Origin of the sequence: Streptomyces lincolnensis (genome assembly GCF_001685355.1) — a bacterium.
Taxonomy (GTDB): domain Bacteria; phylum Actinomycetota; class Actinomycetes; order Streptomycetales; family Streptomycetaceae; genus Streptomyces; species Streptomyces lincolnensis.
The window spans coordinates 1,874,627-1,897,381 of sequence record NZ_CP016438.1 but is presented as its reverse complement, the minus strand read 5'-3'; the positions used below and the strand labels follow the sequence as shown (position 1 = coordinate 1,897,381).

At 66.0% G+C, this 22,755-nt stretch carries 15 protein-coding genes, 3 rRNA genes and 1 riboswitch; of the genes, 15 read left to right on the top strand and 3 right to left on the bottom strand.

What is annotated here, in order from left to right; genetic code table 11:
• Positions 1–4: 4 nt before the first annotated feature.
• Complete coding sequence (locus tag SLINC_RS08365) at positions 5–898, top strand: hypothetical protein (protein ID WP_067428641.1); 894 nt, start codon at positions 5–7, stop codon at positions 896–898.
• A gap of 68 nt (positions 899–966) precedes the next feature.
• Here SLINC_RS08365 and ptsP read toward each other — a convergent pair whose 3' ends face one another.
• Both ptsP and SLINC_RS08355 read right to left on the bottom strand, forming a co-directional pair.
• Positions 967–2,637, bottom strand: a complete 1,671-nt coding sequence (gene ptsP, locus SLINC_RS08360) for a phosphoenolpyruvate--protein phosphotransferase (RefSeq protein WP_067428639.1) — start codon at positions 2,635–2,637, stop codon at positions 967–969.
• 79 nt (positions 2,638–2,716) lie between these two features.
• Complete coding sequence (locus tag SLINC_RS08355; protein WP_067428636.1) at positions 2,717–3,166, bottom strand: PTS sugar transporter subunit IIA; 450 nt, start codon at positions 3,164–3,166, stop codon at positions 2,717–2,719.
• A gap of 554 nt (positions 3,167–3,720) precedes the next feature.
• On the opposite strand from SLINC_RS08355, the gene SLINC_RS08345 reads away from it, so the two are divergent.
• The 13 genes from SLINC_RS08345 to SLINC_RS08285 all read left to right on the top strand — a co-directional run bounded on the left by SLINC_RS08345 (position 3,721) and on the right by SLINC_RS08285 (position 19,047).
• Positions 3,721–5,248: ribosomal RNA gene (locus SLINC_RS08345) — 16S ribosomal RNA — on the top strand.
• Positions 5,249–5,554: 306 nt separating this feature from the next.
• Positions 5,555–8,677: ribosomal RNA gene (locus SLINC_RS08340) — 23S ribosomal RNA — on the top strand.
• 87 nt (positions 8,678–8,764) lie between these two features.
• Positions 8,765–8,881: ribosomal RNA gene (rrf, locus tag SLINC_RS08335) — 5S ribosomal RNA — on the top strand.
• Together the 16S, 23S and 5S rRNA genes form the textbook arrangement of a ribosomal RNA operon.
• Before the next feature lie 110 nt (positions 8,882–8,991).
• A complete protein-coding gene (locus SLINC_RS08330; RefSeq protein ID WP_067428628.1) occupies positions 8,992–9,600 on the top strand; it encodes a CDP-alcohol phosphatidyltransferase family protein in 609 nt (202 codons plus the stop codon).
• Positions 9,601–9,714: 114 nt separating this feature from the next.
• Entirely contained in the window at positions 9,715–12,210 is a 2,496-nt protein-coding gene (locus SLINC_RS08325; protein ID WP_067428625.1) for a mannose-1-phosphate guanyltransferase, read from the top strand.
• 107 nt (positions 12,211–12,317) lie between these two features.
• A complete protein-coding gene (locus SLINC_RS08320; protein ID WP_225988281.1) occupies positions 12,318–13,214 on the top strand; it encodes a DUF881 domain-containing protein in 897 nt (298 codons plus the stop codon).
• Positions 13,211–13,543 (top strand): small basic family protein, encoded by a 333-nt coding sequence (locus SLINC_RS08315; RefSeq protein WP_003988855.1) that lies wholly within the window; start codon positions 13,211–13,213, stop codon positions 13,541–13,543. The genes SLINC_RS08320 and SLINC_RS08315 overlap by 4 nt, the downstream gene beginning before the upstream one ends.
• 5 nt (positions 13,544–13,548) lie before the next feature.
• Complete coding sequence (locus tag SLINC_RS08310) at positions 13,549–14,382, top strand: DUF881 domain-containing protein (protein ID WP_067428618.1); 834 nt, start codon at positions 13,549–13,551, stop codon at positions 14,380–14,382.
• A gap of 61 nt (positions 14,383–14,443) precedes the next feature.
• The gene (locus SLINC_RS45740) at positions 14,444–15,403 is read left to right on the top strand and encodes an FHA domain-containing protein (protein WP_079164456.1); all 960 of its coding nucleotides are present in this window, start codon (positions 14,444–14,446) and stop codon (positions 15,401–15,403) included.
• Positions 15,404–15,421: 18 nt separating this feature from the next.
• Positions 15,422–16,156, top strand: coding sequence for a transcriptional regulator FtsR (ftsR, locus tag SLINC_RS08300; RefSeq protein WP_067428611.1), 735 nt, complete (start codon positions 15,422–15,424; stop codon positions 16,154–16,156).
• 86 nt (positions 16,157–16,242) lie between these two features.
• Positions 16,243–16,716 carry a bifunctional nuclease family protein gene (locus tag SLINC_RS08295; RefSeq protein WP_004002801.1) on the top strand — a complete coding sequence of 158 codons (474 nt, stop codon included), beginning with the start codon at positions 16,243–16,245 and terminating at the stop codon, positions 16,714–16,716.
• Between the two features lie 272 nt (positions 16,717–16,988).
• The gene (locus tag SLINC_RS08290) at positions 16,989–17,633 is read left to right on the top strand and encodes a MerR family transcriptional regulator (protein ID WP_079164455.1); all 645 of its coding nucleotides are present in this window, start codon (positions 16,989–16,991) and stop codon (positions 17,631–17,633) included.
• A gap of 58 nt (positions 17,634–17,691) precedes the next feature.
• Positions 17,692–19,047: a DNA polymerase IV gene (locus tag SLINC_RS08285; RefSeq protein WP_067428608.1), complete on the top strand. Its 1,356-nt coding sequence runs from the start codon at positions 17,692–17,694 to the stop codon at positions 19,045–19,047.
• Positions 19,048–19,078: 31 nt separating this feature from the next.
• On the opposite strand, the gene SLINC_RS08280 is transcribed toward SLINC_RS08285, so the two are convergent.
• The gene (locus SLINC_RS08280; RefSeq protein WP_067428605.1) at positions 19,079–19,450 is read right to left on the bottom strand and encodes a PRC-barrel domain-containing protein; all 372 of its coding nucleotides are present in this window, start codon (positions 19,448–19,450) and stop codon (positions 19,079–19,081) included.
• Positions 19,451–19,564: 114 nt separating this feature from the next.
• Positions 19,565–19,661: riboswitch (glycine riboswitch) on the top strand.
• Between the two features lie 185 nt (positions 19,662–19,846).
• On the opposite strand from SLINC_RS08280, the gene gcvP reads away from it, so the two are divergent.
• Positions 19,847–22,732 carry an aminomethyl-transferring glycine dehydrogenase gene (gene gcvP / locus SLINC_RS08275; protein WP_067428602.1) on the top strand — a complete coding sequence of 962 codons (2,886 nt, stop codon included), beginning with the start codon at positions 19,847–19,849 and terminating at the stop codon, positions 22,730–22,732.
• Positions 22,733–22,755 lie beyond the last annotated feature (23 nt).

Genomic DNA, 22,755 nt, shown 5'->3' with positions numbered 1-22,755 from the left:
AACCATGGCTCACACCGAGCACCAGACCATGCGACGCGTCCTGCGCCGCGAAATCGCCGGCACCATCGGCCTGCTGACCGACGAGCACGACTTCCGGGCCATGCGGCGCTACCGCACCTTCACCTTCGACGACCACCCGACCTATCTGAGGCAGGTGGAAGACCTCCTCAGGACCCGCGCCGCCCAGGGCAGCCACACCACCGTAGCCCTCTTCGACCCCCAGGAATACGCCGAGTTCTGCACGGACGCCGGCCTCGACCCCGACATCCCCGCAAGCCGCACACGCTTCACAGCGGAACTGGCGAGCACCGGCCCGACCATCCCCTACGACGGCCAGCCCCTCACCGATCTCGTCCCGGCCCTCGTGGACGAAGCCGTACGACAGGCCACCTGGGAGTACGCGAGCACACTGCTGGCACGACTGGGAGCCTGCGCCTCCTGCGGCGAGGACATCGGCCGCTCGGCCTTCCTCCGCGCCTCCCACCTGCTCGTCCGCGTCCTCGAGACGGCCCACCCGGGCAATCGCCACCTCGTGTGCAGCGTCACCGGCACCCCGGAAACCGTCGTTTCCGTCCTCCACGCCGACGAGGAGATCGACGGCGGCACCCACCTCGACGAAGCCGAAGCCCTGGAGTTCACCACCGTCCTGGCCCTCGGCCTCGCCACACACAGCCCCGGCGGCCTCGTCATGCGCACCAGCGGCTCCGGCACCCCGGACCGCATCTACGGCTGGCGCCTGCGCCGAGAAGGGCTTGAGCCACTCACCGCCGGCGAAGTGTTCGACGCCTACTGCACCGACATCGATTCCGGCGACATCATCTCCCCGGAATCGGACGTCGACTACTGCGAACCCCCGGACCTCGGAGACACCGGTCAGGCACCCGGGCACCACCACTGAACGCGTGAGGGGCGCCCACCCGAAGGTGGAGCGCCCCTCACGAACCGCACAAGGGCGGCCCCGTCCGACTACTCGCCGGACAGCACCGCCTGAGCCGCGGTGCGCGCGTCCTCGGCACTGTCCGCGGCCCGAGCGGCAGCCGCGGCCCGCTCGCACTGCGCCATCGTGAACTTCGCCAGCGTCGCCCGGACATAAGGAATCGAAGCCGCCCCCATGGAGAGCGAGGTGACCCCCAGACCGGTCAGCACACACGCGAGCAGCGGGTCGGACGCGGCCTCGCCGCAAACACCACAGCTCTTGCCCTCGGCCTTGGCCGCCTCGGCGGACAGCGCCACCAGGTCCAGCAGCGCGGGCTGCCACGGATCCTGGAGCCGGGACACCGCACCCACCTGCCGGTCCGCGGCGAAGGTGTACTGCGCGAGGTCGTTGGTCCCCAGTGACAGGAACTCGACCTCCTGGAGCACCGAGCGCGCCCGCAGCGCGGCCGACGGAATCTCCACCATCGCGCCGAACTTCGCCCGAAGCCCCGCCTCTCGGCAGGCGTCGGCGAACGCCTTGGCGTCGGCACGGTCCGCCACCATCGGAGCCATGACCTCAAGGTAGACGGGCAGGCCCTCAGCAGCCTTGGCCAACGCCGTCAGCTGCGTCCGCAGCACATCCGGGTGGTCGAGCAGGGTCCGCAGACCCCGCACACCCAATGCCGGGTTCGGCTCGTCGCCCGGCGTGAGGAAGTCCAGCGGCTTGTCCGCGCCCGCGTCCAGCACACGCACCACGACACGACCCTCGGGAAACGCCTCAAGGACCTGTCGGTAGGCCTCTACCTGCTTCTCCTCCGACGGAGCGTTCTTGCTGTCGTCGAGGAACAGGAACTCGGTACGGAAGAGACCGACACCCTCGGCACCCGCCTCAAGAGCGGCCGGGACGTCCGCCGGCCCACCCACGTTGGCCAGCAGCGGCACCTTGTGGCCGTCGGCCGTGGCACCCGGGCCGCTCGACGCGGCGAGCGCTGCCCTGCGCTCGGCGGCAGCGGCCTCCAGCTGTGCCTTCTTCTCCTCGCTCGGGTTCACGAAGATGTCACCGGTGCTGCCGTCGACGGCGATCACCGTGCCCTCGGCGAGCTCACCCGCGCCCGGCAGCGCCACGACCGCCGGAACACCCAGCGCCCGAGCCAGAATCGCGCTGTGGCTGGTCGGCCCGCCTTCCTCGGTCACGAAGCCGAGGACCAGCGTCGGATCCAACAGAGCCGTATCGGCGGGCGCGAGATCCCGCGCCACAAGAACATAGGGCTCGTCACTGTCCGGAACGCCCGGCATGGGCACCCCGAGCAGACGGGCGACGATACGATTCCGCACGTCGTCGAGGTCGGCGACGCGCCCGGCAAGGTACTCACCGGCCCCCGCCAGCAGCTCGCGGTATGCGGCGAACGCGTCGTACACGGCACGCTCGGCAGTGCTGCCGACGGCGATACGCCGGTCCACGTCCGCCATGAGCTCGGGGTCCTGCGCCATCATGGCCTGCGCTTCGAGCACAGCCTGGGCTTCGCCTCCCGCCAGGTTGCCGCGCGCCATCAGATCGGCCGCCACCGCGTCCACGGCTTTGCGGGCGCGCCCCTGTTCACGCTCCGCGTCCTCCGCGGGAATCTGCTTGGCAGGCGGTTCCAGCACCGCCGTACCCATGTGCCGAACCTCGCCGATCGCCACACCGTGACTCACACCGACGCCTCGCAGCGTTGTCTCCATCTCACCCGTCTCCGATAGTGCGGCGGGTCCCGCCGCCGCGGTGGTTGTCGCTATGTGCCGTCATACGACGGCGATACCGTCAGTTCCAGACGAAGAGGCTGTCGCCGGCCTTCACGTCGTTGTCCTCACGGAGCTCGGTGAGCGCCTCGGCCGTGGCCTCCAGTGCCACGACGGGGCAGACCGGGGACTTGCCGGCGGCCTCGACCTCCGCCGGGTTCCAGCGGACGACACTCTGCCCGCGGGTGACGGTGTCCCCCTTGTTGACGAGCAGCTCGAAGCCCTCGCCATTGAGCTGCACCGTGTCGATGCCGAGGTGGGTGAGGACGCCGTGGCCCTGATCGTCCACGACGACGAACGCGTGAGGGTGCAGCGAGACGATCACTCCGTCCACGGGGGCGACAGCCTCCGAGGGCTCACGCACGGGGTCGATGGCCGTACCCGGGCCGACCATGGCCCCGGAGAAGACGGGATCCGGCACTGCCGCCAGTCCGATGGCGCGTCCGGCAAGAGGGGACGTCACGGTGGTCATGGGAAGCCTCCCAGGGGTGGAGATCTATATGCGCCGTCTCTACCTGTCCCGGACGACGCACTGTTCAGCAGCGTATGTCACATGTAGTACCGGTTCCGCACGAGAGCTCCCGATTAGTGGTCTAGACCACACCCATTATCGATTTGCGCCCGTCTCGCGGCCCCGTGTACAGTCGTACTCCTGCTTGGCGCTGAGCGACGCACCTGACGTCCTGGCCCGGCAGCACCCAACTTGTCAGATCCTATCTCGGGGTCACCTTCTGCATGCTCGCAGGATGGTGGTCAGGGGGCCGGAAAAACACTGATAGAGTTTGGAACACCGAAGGGAAGCCCGGAGGAAAGCCCGCGAGGGTGAGTACAAAGGAAGCGTCCGTTCCTTGAGAACTCAACAGCGTGCCAAAAATCAACGCCAGATATGTTGATACCCCGTCTCCGGCCATCACGGCCGAAGATGAGGTTCCTTTGAAGAAAACACAGCGAGGACGCTGTGAACCATCGGCTTATTCCGCCGGTGGTTCCGCTCTCGTGATGTGTGCACCCGATTACGGGTAAACATTCACGGAGAGTTTGATCCTGGCTCAGGACGAACGCTGGCGGCGTGCTTAACACATGCAAGTCGAACGATGAACCACTTCGGTGGGGATTAGTGGCGAACGGGTGAGTAACACGTGGGCAATCTGCCCTTCACTCTGGGACAAGCCCTGGAAACGGGGTCTAATACCGGATACCACCACCATGGGCATCTGTGGTGGTTGAAAGCTCCGGCGGTGAAGGATGAGCCCGCGGCCTATCAGCTTGTTGGTGAGGTAATGGCTCACCAAGGCGACGACGGGTAGCCGGCCTGAGAGGGCGACCGGCCACACTGGGACTGAGACACGGCCCAGACTCCTACGGGAGGCAGCAGTGGGGAATATTGCACAATGGGCGAAAGCCTGATGCAGCGACGCCGCGTGAGGGATGACGGCCTTCGGGTTGTAAACCTCTTTCAGCAGGGAAGAAGCGAAAGTGACGGTACCTGCAGAAGAAGCGCCGGCTAACTACGTGCCAGCAGCCGCGGTAATACGTAGGGCGCAAGCGTTGTCCGGAATTATTGGGCGTAAAGAGCTCGTAGGCGGCTTGTCACGTCGGGTGTGAAAGCCCGGGGCTTAACCCCGGGTCTGCATTCGATACGGGCTAGCTAGAGTGTGGTAGGGGAGATCGGAATTCCTGGTGTAGCGGTGAAATGCGCAGATATCAGGAGGAACACCGGTGGCGAAGGCGGATCTCTGGGCCATTACTGACGCTGAGGAGCGAAAGCGTGGGGAGCGAACAGGATTAGATACCCTGGTAGTCCACGCCGTAAACGGTGGGAACTAGGTGTTGGCGACATTCCACGTCGTCGGTGCCGCAGCTAACGCATTAAGTTCCCCGCCTGGGGAGTACGGCCGCAAGGCTAAAACTCAAAGGAATTGACGGGGGCCCGCACAAGCAGCGGAGCATGTGGCTTAATTCGACGCAACGCGAAGAACCTTACCAAGGCTTGACATACACCGGAAACGGCCAGAGATGGTCGCCCCCTTGTGGTCGGTGTACAGGTGGTGCATGGCTGTCGTCAGCTCGTGTCGTGAGATGTTGGGTTAAGTCCCGCAACGAGCGCAACCCTTGTCCTGTGTTGCCAGCAACTCCTTCGGGAGGTTGGGGACTCACAGGAGACCGCCGGGGTCAACTCGGAGGAAGGTGGGGACGACGTCAAGTCATCATGCCCCTTATGTCTTGGGCTGCACACGTGCTACAATGGCCGGTACAATGAGCTGCGATACCGTGAGGTGGAGCGAATCTCAAAAAGCCGGTCTCAGTTCGGATTGGGGTCTGCAACTCGACCCCATGAAGTCGGAGTTGCTAGTAATCGCAGATCAGCATTGCTGCGGTGAATACGTTCCCGGGCCTTGTACACACCGCCCGTCACGTCACGAAAGTCGGTAACACCCGAAGCCGGTGGCCCAACCCCCTTGTGGGGAGGGAGCTGTCGAAGGTGGGACTGGCGATTGGGACGAAGTCGTAACAAGGTAGCCGTACCGGAAGGTGCGGCTGGATCACCTCCTTTCTAAGGAGCATCTAGGCCGCCAGGCTTTGCCTGGTGGTCCAGGGCCATTACGTCGGCACACGTTCGACGGTGGTTGCTCAAGGGTGGAACGTTGATTATTCGGCACTCTCAGTCATCTCGGGCTGCAAGTACTGCTCTTCGGAGCGTGGAAAGCTGATCACGAGTGGCGGGGGTGCCGGGCACGCTGTTGGGTGTCTGAGGGAATGAACCCCCTCGGGTGCCGGCCCCAGTGAACTCCAGCTTCGGTTGGGGGTGATGGGTGGCTGGTCGTTGTTTGAGAACTGCACAGTGGACGCGAGCATCTGTGGCCAAGTTTTTAAGGGCGCACGGTGGATGCCTTGGCACCAGGAACCGATGAAGGACGTGGGAGGCCACGATAGTCCCCGGGGAGTCGTCAACCAGGCTTTGATCCGGGGGTTTCCGAATGGGGAAACCCGGCAGTCGTCATGGGCTGTCACCCATACCTGAACACATAGGGTATGTGGAGGGAACGCGGGGAAGTGAAACATCTCAGTACCCGCAGGAAGAGAAAACAACCGTGATTCCGGGAGTAGTGGCGAGCGAAACCGGATGAGGCCAAACCGTATACGTGTGAGACCCGGCAGGGGTTGCGTATGCGGGGTTGTGGGATCTCTCTTTCACAGTCTGCCGGCTGTGAGGCGAGTCAGAAACCGTTGATGTAGGCGAAGGACATGCGAAAGGTCCGGCGTAGAGGGTAAGACCCCCGTAGTCGAAACATCAGCGGCTCGTTTGAGAGACACCCAAGTAGCACGGGGCCCGAGAAATCCCGTGTGAATCTGGCGGGACCACCCGCTAAGCCTAAATATTCCCTGGTGACCGATAGCGGATAGTACCGTGAGGGAATGGTGAAAAGTACCGCGGGAGCGGAGTGAAATAGTACCTGAAACCGTGTGCCTACAAGCCGTGGGAGCGTCGCTCACAGAGTTTACTCTGTGGGTCGTGACTGCGTGCCTTTTGAAGAATGAGCCTGCGAGTTTGCGGTGTGTTGCGAGGTTAACCCGAGTGGGGAAGCCGTAGCGAAAGCGAGTCCGAATAGGGCGGTATAGTAGCGCGCTCAAGACCCGAAGCGGAGTGATCTAGCCATGGGCAGGTTGAAGCGGAGGTAAGACTTCGTGGAGGACCGAACCCACCAGGGTTGAAAACCTGGGGGATGACCTGTGGTTAGGGGTGAAAGGCCAATCAAACTCCGTGATAGCTGGTTCTCCCCGAAATGCATTTAGGTGCAGCGTCGTGTGTTTCTTGCCGGAGGTAGAGCACTGGATAGGCGATGGGCCCTACCGGGTTACTGACCTTAGCCAAACTCCGAATGCCGGTAAGTGAGAGCGCGGCAGTGAGACTGTGGGGGATAAGCTCCATGGTCGAGAGGGAAACAGCCCAGAGCATCGACTAAGGCCCCTAAGCGTACGCTAAGTGGGAAAGGATGTGGAGTCGCACAGACAACCAGGAGGTTGGCTTAGAAGCAGCCACCCTTGAAAGAGTGCGTAATAGCTCACTGGTCTAGTGATTCCGCGCCGACAATGTAGCGGGGCTCAAGCGTACCGCCGAAGTCGTGTCATTCCAGCATGAGGGCCAACGCCCGTTGGGATGGGTAGGGGAGCGTCGTCTGCCGGGTGAAGCAGCCGCGGAAGCGAGTTGTGGACGGTTGACGAGTGAGAATGCAGGCATGAGTAGCGATACACACGTGAGAAACGTGTGCGCCGATTGACTAAGGGTTCCTGGGTCAAGCTGATCTGCCCAGGGTAAGTCGGGACCTAAGGCGAGGCCGACAGGCGTAGTCGATGGATAACCGGTTGATATTCCGGTACCCGCTGTGAAGCGTCTAACATCGAACCCATTTATGCTAAGGCCGTGAAGCCGTTCCGGACCCTTCGGGGAATGGAAAGTGGTGGAGCCGCCGAACCACGGTGGTAGTAGGTGAGTGATGGGGTGACGCAGGAAGGTAGTCCATCCCGGGCGGTGGTTGTCCCGGGGTAAGGGTGTAGGACGTCAGGTAGGTAAATCCGCCTGGCATGAGTCTGAGACCTGATGCCGAGCCGATTGTGGTGAAGTGGATGATCCTATGCTGTCGAGAAAAGCCTCTAGCGAGTTTCATGGCGGCCCGTACCCTAAACCGACTCAGGTGGTCAGGTAGAGAATACCGAGGCGTTCGGGTGAACTATGGTTAAGGAACTCGGCAAAATGCCCCCGTAACTTCGGGAGAAGGGGGGCCATCACTGGTGATTGAATTTACTTCATGAGCTGGGGGTGGCCGCAGAGACCAGCGAGAAGCGACTGTTTACTAAAAACACAGGTCCGTGCGAAGCCGTAAGGCGATGTATACGGACTGACGCCTGCCCGGTGCTGGAACGTTAAGGGGACCGGTTAGTCCAACTTCGGTTGGGCGAAGCTGAGAACTTAAGCGCCAGTAAACGGCGGTGGTAACTATAACCATCCTAAGGTAGCGAAATTCCTTGTCGGGTAAGTTCCGACCTGCACGAATGGCGTAACGACTTCTCGACTGTCTCAACCATAGGCCCGGTGAAATTGCACTACGAGTAAAGATGCTCGTTTCGCGCAGCAGGACGGAAAGACCCCGGGACCTTTACTACAGTTTGATATTGGTGTTCGGTTCGGCTTGTGTAGGATAGCTGGGAGACTGTGAACTCTGGACGCCAGTTCAGGGGGAGTCGTCGTTGAAATACCAGTCTGGTCGTGCTGGATGTCTAACCTGGGTCCGTGATCCGGATCAGGGACAGTGTCTGATGGGTAGTTTAACTGGGGCGGTTGCCTCCTAAAGAGTAACGGAGGCGCCCAAAGGTTCCCTCAGCCTGGTTGGCAATCAGGTGTTGAGTGTAAGTGCACAAGGGAGCTTGACTGTGAGACCGACGGGTCGAGCAGGGACGAAAGTCGGGACTAGTGATCCGGCGGTGGCTTGTGGAAGCGCCGTCGCTCAACGGATAAAAGGTACCCCGGGGATAACAGGCTGATCTTCCCCAAGAGTCCATATCGACGGGATGGTTTGGCACCTCGATGTCGGCTCGTCGCATCCTGGGGCTGGAGTCGGTCCCAAGGGTTGGGCTGTTCGCCCATTAAAGCGGTACGCGAGCTGGGTTTAGAACGTCGTGAGACAGTTCGGTCCCTATCCGCTGCGCGCGCAGGAATATTGAGAAGGGCTGTCCCTAGTACGAGAGGACCGGGACGGACGAACCTCTGGTGTGCCAGTTGTCCTGCCAAGGGCATGGCTGGTTGGCTACGTTCGGGAGGGATAACCGCTGAAAGCATCTAAGCGGGAAGCCTGCTTCGAGATGAGTATTCCCACCCCCTTTGAGGGGTTAAGGCTCCCAGTAGACGACTGGGTTGATAGGCCGGATGTGGAAGCCCAGTAATGGGTGGAGCTGACCGGTACTAATAGGCCGAGGGCTTGTCCTCAGTTGCTCGCGTCCACTGTGTTGGTTCTGAAACCACGAACGGCCCCGTATTGGCTACATACGGTGCGGCTGTACAGTTTCATAGTGTTTCGGTGGTTTTAGCGTGAGGGAAACGCCCGGTTACATTCCGAACCCGGAAGCTAAGCCTTACAGCGCCGATGGTACTGCAGGGGGGACCCTGTGGGAGAGTAGGACGCCGCCGAACTCCTTTTAGAGCTCCGGCTCTTGGGCATCACAGCCCAAGAGCCGGAGCTCTTTTGCGTTGAGGTAAGGTCAGGAGGCATCGTTGGCTCGTTTCCCACAGGAGGCCCCCGGGTGGAGGTCCAGGAGACCCGCGTCCAGACGGACCGGGTCCTCACCATCCCCAACATCCTCAGCATGGCGCGGCTTGCCGGAGTGCCGCTCTTCCTGTGGCTGATTCTCAGGCCTGAGTTCGGTGGCCCCAACAGTGACGCCTGGGCACTGCTGGTACTGGCCCTGAGCGGCATCAGTGACTACCTGGACGGCAAGCTCGCCCGGCGCTGGAACCAGATCAGCAGTCTGGGCCGGCTTCTCGACCCCGCAGCCGACCGGCTCTACATTCTCTCGACGTTGTTCGGTCTGACCTGGCGCGAGATTCTGCCAATGTGGTTGACCGCTGCACTTCTGGCGCGAGAGCTGGTTCTGCTGGTGATGGTGGGCATCCTCAGGCGTCACGGCTATCCGCCTCCCCAGGTGAACTTCTTGGGCAAGGCCGCGACGTTCAACTTGATGTACGCCTTCCCGTTGCTCCTGCTCAGTGACGGAAGTGGATGGCTCGCGTCACTCGCTGCTATTTTCGGATGGGCGTTCGCAGGATGGGGTACAACGCTCTACTGGTGGGCAGGAGTCCTCTACGTGGTACAAGTCCGCCGTCTGGTTCGTGCGGACGCCGTGGCCGACTGAACTCGCCGATTGCCAGGGCTGTACCGGCCCGATGGCCCGCGGTGAAAAAGTGCGGGACAATCTGACGGGTGAAGTCGGCTAGACCGTCGTCTCTTCAAGGAGGACGCTTCCGACATGAAGGCCGTCGTGATGGCCGGAGGCGAAGGCACACGCCTTCGCCCTATGACCTCAAGCATGCCCAAGCCGCTCCTGCCGGTGGCCAACCGGCCGATCATGGAGCACGTTCTGAGGCTGCTCAAAAGGCATGGGCTCAACGAGACCGTCGTCACCGTTCAATTCCTGGCCTCACTGGTCAAGAACTACTTCGGTGACGGTGAAGAGCTCGGCATGGAGCTCAGCTATGCCAATGAGGAGAAGCCACTCGGTACCGCCGGAAGCGTCAAGAACGCCGAAGAGGCGTTGAAGGACGATGCTTTCCTCGTCATCTCCGGTGATGCCCTGACCGACTTCGATCTCACAGAGCTCATCAACTTCCACAAGGAAAAGGGCGCGTTGGTCACCGTGTGTCTGACACGTGTGCCTAATCCTCTGGAATTCGGCATCACCATCGTCGACGAAGAAGGCAAGGTCGAGCGCTTCCTGGAGAAGCCGACCTGGGGCCAGGTCTTCTCCGACACGGTGAACACCGGCATCTATGTGATGGAGCCCGAGGTCTTCGACTACGTCGAACCCGATGTGCCGGTCGACTGGTCCGGCGATGTCTTCCCGCAGCTGATGAAGGAAGGCAAGCCCGTCTACGGCTATATCGCTGAGGGTTACTGGGAGGACGTCGGTACGCACGAGAGCTACGTGAAGGCACAGGCGGACGTTCTTGAGGGCAAGGTCGACGTCGACATCGACGGCTTCGAGATCTCCCCCGGCGTGTGGGTCGCGGAGGGTGCCGAGGTGCATCCCGACGCCGTTCTGCGCGGGCCCCTCTATATCGGGGACTACGCCAAGGTCGAGGCCGGCGCGGAAATACGGGAGCACACGGTCGTCGGATCGAACGTCGTCGTGAAGACCGGCGCCTTTCTGCACAAGGCCGTTGTGCACGACAACGTGTACGTCGGCCAGCACAGCAATCTGCGCGGATGCGTGGTCGGAAAGAACACCGACATCATGCGCGCCGCCCGGATCGAGGACGGCGCGGTCATCGGTGACGAGTGCCTGATCGGTGAAGAATCGATCGTGCAGGGCAATGTCCGGGTGTATCCGTTCAAGACCATCGAGGCGGGTGCGTTCGTCAACACCTCGGTGATCTGGGAGTCCAGAGGGCAGGCGCATCTCTTCGGTGCGCGGGGTGTGTCCGGGATCCTGAACGTGGAGATCACTCCCGAACTCGCCGTTCGTCTTGCCGGTGCCTACGCGACCACGCTCAAGAAGGGGTCGACGGTCACCACGGCCCGCGACCACTCCCGTGGTGCCCGTGCGCTCAAGCGGGCGGTCATTTCCGCGCTTCAGGCCAGCGCCATCGACGTACGCGACCTGGAGAACGTGCCGCTGCCCGTGGCCCGACAGCAGACCGCGCGGGGCAGTGCCGGCGGGATCATGATCCGGACCACGCCCGGGGTGCCGGACTCGGTCGACATCATGTTCTTCGACGGGCGGGGCGCGGACCTGTCGCAGGCGAGTCAGCGGAAGCTGGACCGGGTGTTCGCGCGCCAGGAATACCGGCGGGCCTTCCCCGGCGAGATCGGGGACCTGCACTTCCCGGCCAGTGTCTTCGACTCGTACACCGGATCGTTGCTGAGGAACGTCGATACGACGGGGGTCTCCGAGTCGGGGCTCAAGGTCGTGGTCGATGCCTCGAACGGTAGTGCCGGGCTGGTGCTGCCCAGTCTGCTCGGCAAGCTCGGGGTGGACTCGTTGACCATCAATCCCGGTCTCGACGAGTCCAGGCCGACGGAGTCGGCGGACACGCGGCGCTCGGGGCTGGTGCGGCTGGGAGAGATCGTGGCGTCCGCGCGGGCGGCGTTCGGGGTGCGCTTCGATCCCGTCGGTGAACGGCTGTCGCTGGTCGACGAGAAGGGGCGGATTGTCGAGGACGACCGGGCGCTGCTCGTCATGCTCGACCTGGTGGCCGCGGAGCGGCGCAGCGGACGCGTCGCACTGCCCGTGACCACCACGAGGATCGCCGAGCAGGTGGCGGCGTACCACGGGACCCAGGTGGAGTGGACGACGACCTCGCCCGACGACCTGACGCGTGTCGGGCGCGACGACTCGACCATCTTCGGCGGTGACGGCAAGGGCGGCTTCATCGTCCCCGAGTTCAGCAGCGTCTTCGACGGCGCGGCGGCCTTCGTACGGCTGATCGGGCTGGTGGCGCGGACGCAGTTGACGCTCAGCCAGATCGACGCGCGGATTCCGCGGGCGCATGTCCTCAAGCGGGACCTCGCGACTCCCTGGGCGGTCAAGGGACTTGTGATGCGGCGGGTCGTCGAGGCGGCCGGGGATCGCTTTGTCGACACGACCGACGGCGTGCGGGTCGTGGAGACCGACGGGCGCTGGGTCATGGTGCTGCCCGACCCGGCCGAGGCGGTCACGCACCTGTGGGCTGAGGGTCCCGACGACGCCTCCGCGCAGGCCCTGCTCGACGAGTGGGCGGCGGTCGTGGACAGCGCCGGGCGCTGATACCCCAACACGCGCGCGTGCCGGGCGGGTGTCCCCCCAAGGGGCCTGTCGGGCACGCCGGTGGGGCCATTCGGAGGTAGTGGTCACGACGTGCGACGATGTGCGACATGCCGCAGCAGCCCCCCGTTCGGAGCACCCCCACGCGCGCGTCGCGTCCGGACGCGTCCATGTCGCTGCTCACCAACGTCATGGACCACAGCCTCGACGACGGGTACGCCGAGGCCGCTGCCCGGAAGCAGGCGGCGGGCGAGGGCGGCCTGCCGAAGACGCTGAGGGCGAAGCTCGGACTCGCCGCCGGCCTGGTTCTGGCGGCACTGGTCGTGACCGTCGGAGCGGCCCAGGCGCGGGTCGCGGCTCCCGTCGTGGCGAAGGAGCGCGAGGAGCTCATCGACCGCATCGACCGGGAGACCGAGAGCGCGGATCGGCTGGAGAGCAGCGTCGACAAGTTGCGCGGCGAGGTGAGCGCGCGGCAGCGCGAGGCCCTCAAGGACAGTGGCAACAGCGGCGAGGCGGAGCTCATGGGCCTGCTGTCGGGTGCCACGGCGGTGCACGGTCCAGGCGTGAAGCTGGTGGTGAACGACGCCAAGGAAGCCGCCACGGGTGGTGACGGCGACCCGCGCGAGACGAGCGGGTTCTCCGACACCGGGCGGGTGCGCGACCGGGACATGCAGCGTGTGGTGAACGGGCTGTGGGAGTCGGGCGCCGAGGCCGTGTCCATCAACGAACAGCGGCTGACGGCGCTGTCGGCCATCCGGGCCGCGGGTGACGCGATACTGGTCGACAACAAGCCGCTGGTTCCGCCGTATACGGTGCTGGCGGTGGGGGACGGGAAGCGGCTGAGCACCAGATTCCAGAACAGTGCCGACGGGCTGTATCTGCACGCCCTTCAGGAGAACTACGGGATCCGGACCGCCATCTCCGTGGAGGACGACCTCCGGTTGCCCGCCGCACCGAGCGTGACCGTACGAACAGCACAGCCGAAAACCGGGAAGGGCACATCGTGATCGCCGTACTGGGCCTCGTCGTGGGAGTCGTGGCCGGCCTCTTGGTCCGGCCCGAGGTTCCGGCGGTCGTCGAGCCTTATCTGCCGATCGCCGTCGTGGCGGCACTCGACGCCGTCTTCGGCGGACTGCGGGCCATGCTGGACGGCATCTTCGACGACAAGGTCTTCGTCGTGTCGTTCCTGTCGAACGTGGTGGTGGCCGCGCTGATCGTGTTCCTGGGCGACAAGTTGGGCGTCGGCGCCCAGCTGTCCACCGGTGTCGTCGTGGTGCTCGGGATCCGTATCTTCTCGAATGCCGCGGCGATCCGCCGGCATGTCTTCCGGGCGTGAGGCCGATGAGCAACCAGGACGGTCCGGGCGACCACAGGCTGCGCGAGGAACTGCCCGAAGAGGTGCCCGCAGCGACGTCTCCCACTGCCGCGGGCGGCGCGGCGGAACCATCGGGGCAGACCGGTCGTCAGCGGTTGGTGAAGGGGTTGTGGCCGCCGCGCGTCAGCCGGGCCCAACTCATCGTCGCCGTGCTGTTGTTCGGTCTGGGGTTCGGTCTGGCCGTCCAGGTCGCCTCTAACAGTGACAGCGACAGTGCTCTGCGGGGTGCACGTCAGGAAGATCTTGTGCGCATCCTCGATGAACTGGACGACCGCACTCAGCGTCTTGAAGACGAGAAGCAGGGCCTCGAGAAGCAGCGGGACGAGCTGGAGAACAGCTCGGACCAGGCCGAGGAGGCCCGCAAGCAGACGGTCGAGAAGGAGAGGCAGCTCGGCATCCTGGCGGGCACGGTGGCCGCGCAGGGGCCCGGCATCACGATGACGATCGACGACACGAAGGGGAGGGTCGAGGCGGACATGCTGCTCGACGCGATCCAGGAGCTGCGCGCGGCCGGGGCGGAGGCGATCCAGGTGAACGGCGTGCGCGTCGTCGCGGGCACGTACCTCACGGACTCCGACAAGAGCGTGAGTGTCGACGGGAACAAGATCAACGCCCCCTATCGTTTCAAGGTCATCGGCAAGCCGCAGGACCTCGAACCGGCGCTCAACATCCCTGGAGGCGTGGTGCAGACTCTTGAGAAGGAGCAGGCCACCGTGACCGTCGAGCGGTCGGACCAGATCGTCGTGGACGCCTTGCGAGCAGCGAAGCGGCCTGACTACGCTCGGTCGTCCTCCCAGTGAACCGGGGGTGCATGGGGGGCATCCGGCCAGGGCATGAGGTTGCGGGGGGTCGGCGCACCGAATGGGTGGTGCGTGGTGGAAACTGTCTGGTGGATACGGACGTTGTGAGGATGTCCGGGTCGACCGGTGTGTTCAATCAGGGTTCGTCCTGCCCCACGGGCGGGTCTGTTTCGGTCAAGGGGAATCGCCCGTGAAGTTGTTTGCGAAGTTGTTCGGCAAGAGCGCGCGAGAGGGCAGCGACAATGCGACCGCCCGTCATCGCGCACAGCCTGACGCGGAGGGCCAGCGTCCGCTGTTCCGGGACCAGGTCGGTGGTCCGGGCGGTGACGTTCCCGGAGGTCAGGGCGCGCCGTCTGTTGACCCTGCCCAGTCCGGAGACATAGGTTTCGGGCAACCGTCAACCTCAAGTGCGGGTGGAGGGTTTTCCGCCGACCCGTATGCGTCCAATACCCCGGCGGGGCAGCCGCGGCAGGAGGATCCGTCCATGTCGGCCCTGGTGTGTACGAGGTGCGGTAACCGCAACGCGGAGAACAGCCGCTTCTGCTCCAACTGTGGCGCACCGCTGCGGGCCGGAGCCACTCCCGAGCGCCCGTCCGAGACGACGTCCACGATCTCCATCTCCGGCCTTGAGGCCTACGACGCCGAGGTCACCGGGCAGACGCAGATGCCGATGCTCTCCCCGGAGGCGCAGGCGGCCGTCGACGCCCTGCCGCTCGGTTCCGCGCTCCTGGTGGTGCGCCGTGGGCCGAACTCGGGCAGCCGCTTCCTGCTGGACGGTGACCTGACCACGGCCGGGCGTCATCCGCAGAGCGACATCTTCCTGGACGACGTGACGGTCTCCCGTCGGCACGTGGAGTTCCGTCGCGGTCAGGACGGCTCGTTCACGGTGGCCGATGTGGGCAGTCTGAACGGCACGTACGTCAACCGTGAGCGGATCGACCAGGTCGCTCTGAACAACGGCGACGAGGTGCAGATCGGCAAGTACCGGCTGGTCTTCTACGCGAGCCAGCGGGGCTACTGACCCTCCCAGGGAAGGTCCATGCTTCAAACACCGAGCGGCGGTGTCGGGCACGGCACCGCCGCGGACAGTGGGCTGATGAGCATCGGCACCGTCCTGAACGTGCTGCGCGACGAGTTCCCCGAAGTCACCATCTCCAAGATCCGTTTCCTGGAGTCCGAGGGCCTGATCGAGCCCCAGCGGACACCTTCGGGGTATCGCAAGTTCAGCGCCGGCGACGTCGAGCGCCTCGGGCACGTCCTGCGGATGCAGCGGGACCACTATCTGCCGCTCAAGGTGATCCGTGAGCATCTGGACGCCATGGAGCGCGGTGAGGCCGTGCCCCTGCCGGTCCTGGGGCGGCAGGGGGACGGTGAGGTCGTACCGGAGGCCCCTGGAGGGCCCACGGCGGCGCGGATCGGTCGGGCCGAGCTGCTGGCCGCCGCGGAGATCGGTGAGCGGGACCTCGAGGAGTGGGAGTCGTACGGGCTCATCGGGCCGCTGGCGGACGGGGTGTACGACGCCGAGGCCGTCACCGTGGCGTCCCTCATCGTCGAGCTGGGGCGGTTCGGGATCGAGCCGCGACATCTGCGGGTCATGAAGGCCGCCGCCGACCGGGAGGCCGGTCTGGTGGACCAGGTCGTGGCTCCGCTGAAGCGTCATCGCAACCCGCAGACCAGGGCACTTGCCGAGGCTCGTACGAAGGAACTGGCGGGGCTGACCGTGAAGCTTCACGCGGCGCTGGTGCAGACCGCCCTCGGTGTGCGGCTGCCCTGAGCCCCAGGGGTTTCGCCCTCGGCGGATCAGCCGCCTCTTGCCGGTCCGACTACCCAAACGTCTCGGACACGGCCTAGGGTTGCTGTGTGAACGAGCTCGATGTCGTAGGTGTCCGGGTCGAAATGCCCTCCAACCAACCGATCGTGCTCCTGCGTGAAGTGGGAGGCGACCGCTACCTCCCCATCTGGATCGGGCCGGGGGAGGCGACGGCCATCGCCTTCGCCCAGCAGGGCATGGCCCCCGCGCGACCGCTGACCCACGACCTGTTCAAGGACGTGCTGGAAGCCGTCGGTCAGGAGCTCACCGAAGTGCGCATCACCGACCTGCGTGAAGGCGTCTTCTACGCGGAGCTGGTCTTCGCCAGCGGTGTCGAGGTGAGCGCCCGCCCGTCCGACGCCATAGCGCTGGCCCTGCGCACCGGAACGCCGATCTACGGCAGTGACGGTGTGCTCGACGACGCGGGCATCGCGATCCCCGACGAGCAGGAGGACGAGGTCGAGAAGTTCCGTGAGTTCCTCGACCAGATCTCGCCCGAGGACTTCGGCACCAGCAGTCAGTGACAGAAATGACAGATGGGCGGGCTCGGCGGAACGATCGGTTCCTCGCCGGGCCCGCCTTCGTCCGTTGACGCCTCAAATGCCGGCATTTGCCAGCGGCGCGTGAGTGCGTCCTACGGGTCGCTCCGAGCGCATTCGGCTAGCCTTTCCCCGCGGTTGGGTACGGGAAACCACTCCTTGGGTGATTATCACTCGGCGTGCCGAGTGTGGCGATCGTTGACGCACCCCTGGTGACTGCCTACCGTCGAGAAGGCAGGTCAAGGACGGAGGTCGGCGTGAGAAGCAGCGGCGACGGTACGACTGGGGGTGCCCCCGGACGCAGTCTGGGGCAGAGCGGTCCGTACCCGCTTCACAGCAGCGCGGCCGATCACGCTCCGCGGCGACCGGCGGCCGTGCCGAGCAGCGGAGGGGCGACGTCCATGGCGTCCGAGCAGATCGGCTATCGCGGCCCTACGGCCTGCGCGGCCGCGGGCATCACGTACCGGCAACTGGACTACTGGGCCCGCACCGGGCTCGTCGAACCGAGTGTGCGGCCCGCGCACGGTTCGGGGACGCAGCGGCTGTACAGCTTCCGGGACGTCGTCGTCCTGAAGATCGTCAAGCGTTTCCTCGACACCGGTGTGTCGCTCCAGAACATCCGCACCACCGTCCAGCACCTGCGTGAGCGCGGGTTCCAGGACCTGGAGCGCATGACGCTGATGAGCGACGGTGCCACGGTCTACGAGTGCACCTCGCCGGACGAGGTCCACGCGCTGCTCCAGGGCGGCCAGGGCATCTTCGGGATCGCCGTGGGTGTGGTGTGGCGGGACGTGGAGAGCGCGCTCTCGCAGCTGCACGGGGAGCGGATCGACACCGGGGAGACCCTCGTCGGGCACAACCCGGCGGACGAGCTGGCGCGGCGGCGCAACCGGGCGGTCTGAGCGCGCTCCCGCTCCCGCCAGGACGGCATTGTCAGTGGCGTAGGGCAGCATCGGTGATGTGAGAAGCGCGCCGACGATCCTCCATCTCGACATGGACGCCTTCTTCGCCTCGGCGGAGCAGGCGTCCAAGCCGAGCCTGCGCGGCAAGGCCGTCGTGGTGGGTGGGCTCGGGCCGCGTGGTGTGGTGGCCACGGCGTCCTACGAGGCGCGGGTGTTCGGGGTGCATTCGGCGATGCCCATGGCCCAGGCCCGGCGGCTCGCGCCGAACGCCGCGTATCTCGTGCCGCGCTTCGGGTTCTACCGCTCGATCAGTGAGCAGGTGATGGGGCTGCTGCGGGCGCTGTCGCCCTTGGTGGAGCCGCTGAGCCTGGACGAGGCGTTCGTGGATCTGGAAGCCGGTGGAGCGGCCTGGGACGAGGAGTCGGCGCGGCTGGCCGCGGTGAAGCTGCGGACCGACATACGGGCGGTGACGGGGCTCACCGGGTCGGTGGGCCTGGCCGCCTCCAAGATGCTCGCGAAGATCGCCTCCGAGCAGGCCAAGCCCGACGGGCTGGTGGTCATCGATCCGGGGAGCGAGCGGGCGATGCTGGGGCCGATGTCGGTACGGACCCTGCCCGGGGTCGGGCCGGCGACCGGGGACCATCTGAGACGGGCCGGGATCACCACGGTCGAGGAGATCGTGGAGGCGGGCGAGGACGAGCTCGTACGGCTGCTGGGCAAGGCCCACGGGCACGGGCTGTACGCCATGGCGCTGGCACACGACGAGCGGCCCGTGGTGGCCGAGCGGGAGACGAAGTCGGTGTCCGTGGAGGACACCTACGACGTGGACATCCACGACCGGGTTCGGGTGGGCCTGGAGGTGCAGCGGCTGGCCGATCGGTGTGTGCGGCGGCTTCGGGAGGCGGGGCTGTCCGGGCGGACCATCGTGTTGAAGGTGCGGCGGTACGACTTCTCGACGCTGACGCGGTCCGAGACGTTGCGGGGGCCCACGGATGACCAGGCGGTGGTGCGGGAGGCCGCCGCGCGGTTGCTGGAGGCCGTGGACACGACCGGTGGGGTGCGGTTGCTGGGGGTGGGGGTGAGCGGGCTGGCGGACTACACGCAGGAGGATCTGTTCGCTCAGGCCGCGGAGGAGCGGGCGGAGGTGGACGCGGGGGTGGTGGAGGAGGGGGAGGACCGGAGTGTCGAGGTGCGGGAGGAGCCCGCGGAGCGGCGGTGGGTCGCGGGGCATGACGTACGGCATGAGGAGTTCGGGCACGGGTGGGTGCAGGGCAGCGGGCTGGGGCGGGTGACGGTGCGGTTCGAGACGCCGGACTCCGGGCCGGGGAGGGTGCGGACGTTTCGGGTGGAGGATCCCGCGTTGTCCGTGGCGGAGCCGTTGCCGCTGGTGTCGGGGGGATTGGCGGGGGTGTGAGGGTGGGTGCGGCTGCGTTTGCCGGGCCTGGTCAGGGGTCCTCTGTGTTGGCCAGGTTGCCGAAGTCGTGGTCGGGGAAGGGCGGCGGGGCGGAGGTGTCGAGGCCGTAGTGGTGGTAGAGCTGGAGTTCCTGGTCGGGGGAGAGGTGGCGGCCCACTCCGAAGTCGGGGGCGTCCTTGATGAGGGCGCGCTCGAAGGGGACGCGGAGGGTGCCGTCGACGAGTTCGCTGGGTTCCAGGGGAACGAAGGCGTCGCGGCTGAAGAGGCCGGTGCGTATGGCGGCCCACTCGGGGACGCCGGTGGCGTCGTCGAGGTAGACCTCGTCGATCGTTCCGATCTTGGCGCCCTTGCGGTCGAACGCCTTGCGGCCGATCAGGTTGCGCGGATCGATGTCGGTCTGCACGGGCCCTCCATTTGGTCGCAACTCATCCGTAAGCACTACGAAAGAGCACATTGCAGAAGGCGGCCACTCGAAGGACCGGCTGTTGCGGTCGCTTGGTAGGCTGGCGGTGGCTGCTGACCCCGTGCGGGAGAGTCCTCCGGAGATCGTCCGGAGGCGCCGAAGGAGCAAATCCTCCCCGGAATCTCTCAGGCTCACGTACCGCACGGACGAGGTCACTCTGGAAAGCAGGGCGGGTGCCGACGGCGTCGACGGCTTCCGCCCTCACCGACGGTGAAAGCCGGTTGCCCTCGGGCGGCCGGTGAAGCTCTCAGGTTGAGATGACAGAGGGGGAGGCCGTCCGGGTACCCACGCCGTGGTGACCCCTCGAAGGTCGTGTCAGACCAGGAGGCCTCCGTAATGACCGCCCATCGCACTCCGCTCTCCGAGCTCGAACAGGGCATTCCGTTCGAGCAGCGCCACATCGGGCCCGACCAGGAGGCGCGGGCCAAGATGCTCGCGCAGGTCGGGTACGGCTCGCTGGACGAGCTCACCGCCGCCGCGGTCCCGGATGTGATCAAGAACGCCGACGCGCTGGAGCTCCCGGGCGCGCGCACCGAGGCCGAGGTGCTCGCCGAGCTGCGGTCGCTGGCCGACCGCAACCAGGTCCTCGACTCCATGATCGGGCTCGGGTACCACGGGACGTTCACCCCGCCCGTGATCCTGCGGAACGTGATGGAGAACCCGGCCTGGTACACGGCCTACACGCCGTACCAGCCGGAGATCTCCCAGGGGCGGCTCGAAGCCCTGCTGAACTTCCAGACCATGGTCGCCGACCTGACCGGGCTGCCGACCTCCGGTGCCTCGCTGCTCGACGAGGGCACGGCCGCCGCCGAGGCCGTCGCGCTGTCGCGGCGCATGGGCAAGAACAAGAAGGGGCTCTTCCTGGTCGACGCGGACGTACTGCCGCAGACCATCGCCGTGATCGAGACCCGCGCCGAGCCGACCGGCACGGAGGTGGTCGTCGCCGACCTCAGCGACGGTATTCCGGCCGAGATCGCCGCGCGGGACATCAACGGCGTGCTCCTTCAGTACCCGGGCGCCTCCGGTGCCGTACGCGACATCAAGCCGGTGATCGACCAGGCGCACGAGCTCGGCGCGCTGGTGACCGTGGCCGCCGATCTGCTGGCGCTGACGCTGCTGAGGTCGCCGGGGGAGCTCGGGGCGGACATCGCCGTGGGGACGACCCAGCGGTTCGGTGTGCCGATGGGCTTCGGCGGGCCGCACGCCGGCTACATGGCCGTACACGAGAAGTTCGCGCGCAGCCTGCCCGGGCGGCTCGTGGGGGTGTCCGTGGACGCCGACGGGAACAAGGCGTACCGGCTGGCCCTTCAGACGCGTGAGCAGCACATCCGGCGGGAGAAGGCGACCAGCAACATCTGTACCGCGCAGGTGCTGCTGGCGGTCATGGCCGGGATGTACGCCGTCTACCACGGGCCCGAGGGGCTGCGGACCATCGCGCGGCGGACGCATCGGTACGCGTCCCTCCTGGCCGCGGGGCTGACCGCGGGCGGGGTCGAGGTGGTGCACGGCTCCTACTTCGACACCTTGACCGTACGGGTGCCCGGGAAGGCCGCGCAGGTCGTCGCCGCGGCCCGGGAGAACGGTGTCAACCTGTGGCTCGTGGACGCCGATCACGTGTCGATCGCCTGTGACGAGACCACCAAGCGGGCCCAACTGGCCGCAGTCTGGGACGCGTTCGGGGTCGAGGGCGACATCGAGGCGCTCGACGCGGTCACCGAGGACGCGCTGCGGGAGGTGCGGCTGCGCACCGATGACGTGCTCACGCACCCGGTGTTCCACCAGTACCGCTCCGAGACCGCGATGCTGCGCTATCTGCGTCGGCTCGCCGACCGTGACTACGCGCTCGACCGTGGCATGATCCCGCTGGGCTCCTGCACGATGAAGCTCAACGCGACCACGGAGATGGAGCCGGTCACCTGGCCGGAGTTCGGGCAGTTGCACCCCTTCGCGCCCGTCGAGCAGGCCCAGGGGTACCTCACGCTCATCCAGGAGCTGGAGGAGCGGCTCGCCGAGGTCACCGGGTACGACAAGGTCAGCCTTCAGCCCAACGCAGGGTCGCAGGGGGAGCTGGCCGGGCTGCTCGCCGTACGCGGGTACCACCGGGCCAACGGGGACGAGCAGCGGACCGTGTGTCTGATTCCGTCGTCCGCGCACGGCACGAATGCCGCGAGTGCCGTGATGGCCGGGATGAAGGTCGTCGTCGTGAAGACCGCCGAGGACGGCGAGATCGACGTCGAGGACCTGCGGGCGAAGATCGAGCAGTACCGGGACGAGCTGTCGGTGCTGATGATCACCTACCCGTCGACGCACGGCGTGTTCGAGGAGCATGTCGCCGACATCTGCGCGCAGGTGCACGAGGCCGGCGGGCAGGTGTACGTCGACGGGGCGAACCTCAACGCGCTGGTGGGGCTGGCCAAGCCCGGGCACTTCGGCGGTGACGTCTCGCACCTGAACCTGCACAAGACCTTCTGCATCCCGCACGGCGGCGGTGGTCCGGGCGTCGGGCCGGTGGGTGTGCGCGCACACCTGGCGCCGTATCTGCCGAACCACCCGATGCAGCCCGCGGCCGGGCCCGAGACGGGTGTCGGGCCGATCTCGGCCGCGCCCTGGGGTTCCGCCGGGATCCTGCCGATCTCGTGGGCGTATGTGCGGCTCATGGGGGGCGAGGGGCTCAAGCGGGCCACGCAGGTGGCGGTGCTCAGCGCGAACTACATCGCCAAGCGGCTCGAACCGCACTACCCGGTGCTCTACACCGGGCCCGGCGGGCTGGTCGCGCACGAGTGCATCATCGATCTGCGGCCGCTGACGAAGGCGACCGGCGTGAGCGTGGACGACGTGGCCAAGCGGCTCATCGACTACGGGTTCCACGCGCCGACGATGTCGTTCCCGGTGGCCGGGACGCTCATGATCGAGCCGACCGAGTCCGAGGACCTGACCGAGGTGGACCGGTTCTGCGAGGCGATGATCGCCATTCGCGGGGAGATCGAGAAGGTGGGCTCCGGGGAGTGGGCCGCGGACGACAACCCGCTGCGGAACGCCCCGCACACCGCCGCCGCGCTGGGCGGGACGTGGGAGCACGCCTACAGCCGTGAGGAGGCCGTGTTCCCGAGCGGTGGTTCGGCCGCCGACAAGTACTGGCCGCCGGTGCGCCGGATCGACCAGGCGTTCGGGGACCGGAACCTGGTGTGTTCCTGCCCGCCGCTGGACGCGTACGAGGACTGAGGCGCGGTACGTGCGTGAAGGGC

What these genes read in the sequence shown, in the direction of transcription:
- SLINC_RS08310 (WP_067428618.1), top strand. Translation starts at nt 13,549, where the DNA reads ATGAGCAACCAGGACGGTCCGGGCGACCACAGGCTGCGCGAGGAACTG.
- SLINC_RS08325 (WP_067428625.1), top strand. Translation starts at nt 9,715, where the DNA reads ATGAAGGCCGTCGTGATGGCCGGAGGCGAAGGCACACGCCTTCGCCCT.
- ptsP (WP_067428639.1), bottom strand. Translation starts at nt 2,637, where the DNA reads ATGGAGACAACGCTGCGAGGCGTCGGTGTGAGTCACGGTGTGGCGATC.
- SLINC_RS45740 (WP_079164456.1), top strand. Translation starts at nt 14,444, where the DNA reads ATGGGTGGTGCGTGGTGGAAACTGTCTGGTGGATACGGACGTTGTGAG.
- SLINC_RS08320 (WP_225988281.1), top strand. Translation starts at nt 12,318, where the DNA reads ATGCCGCAGCAGCCCCCCGTTCGGAGCACCCCCACGCGCGCGTCGCGT.
- ftsR (WP_067428611.1), top strand. Translation starts at nt 15,422, where the DNA reads ATGCTTCAAACACCGAGCGGCGGTGTCGGGCACGGCACCGCCGCGGAC.
- gcvP (WP_067428602.1), top strand. Translation starts at nt 19,847, where the DNA reads ATGACCGCCCATCGCACTCCGCTCTCCGAGCTCGAACAGGGCATTCCG.
- SLINC_RS08355 (WP_067428636.1), bottom strand. Translation starts at nt 3,166, where the DNA reads ATGACCACCGTGACGTCCCCTCTTGCCGGACGCGCCATCGGACTGGCG.
- SLINC_RS08365 (WP_067428641.1), top strand. Translation starts at nt 5, where the DNA reads ATGGCTCACACCGAGCACCAGACCATGCGACGCGTCCTGCGCCGCGAA.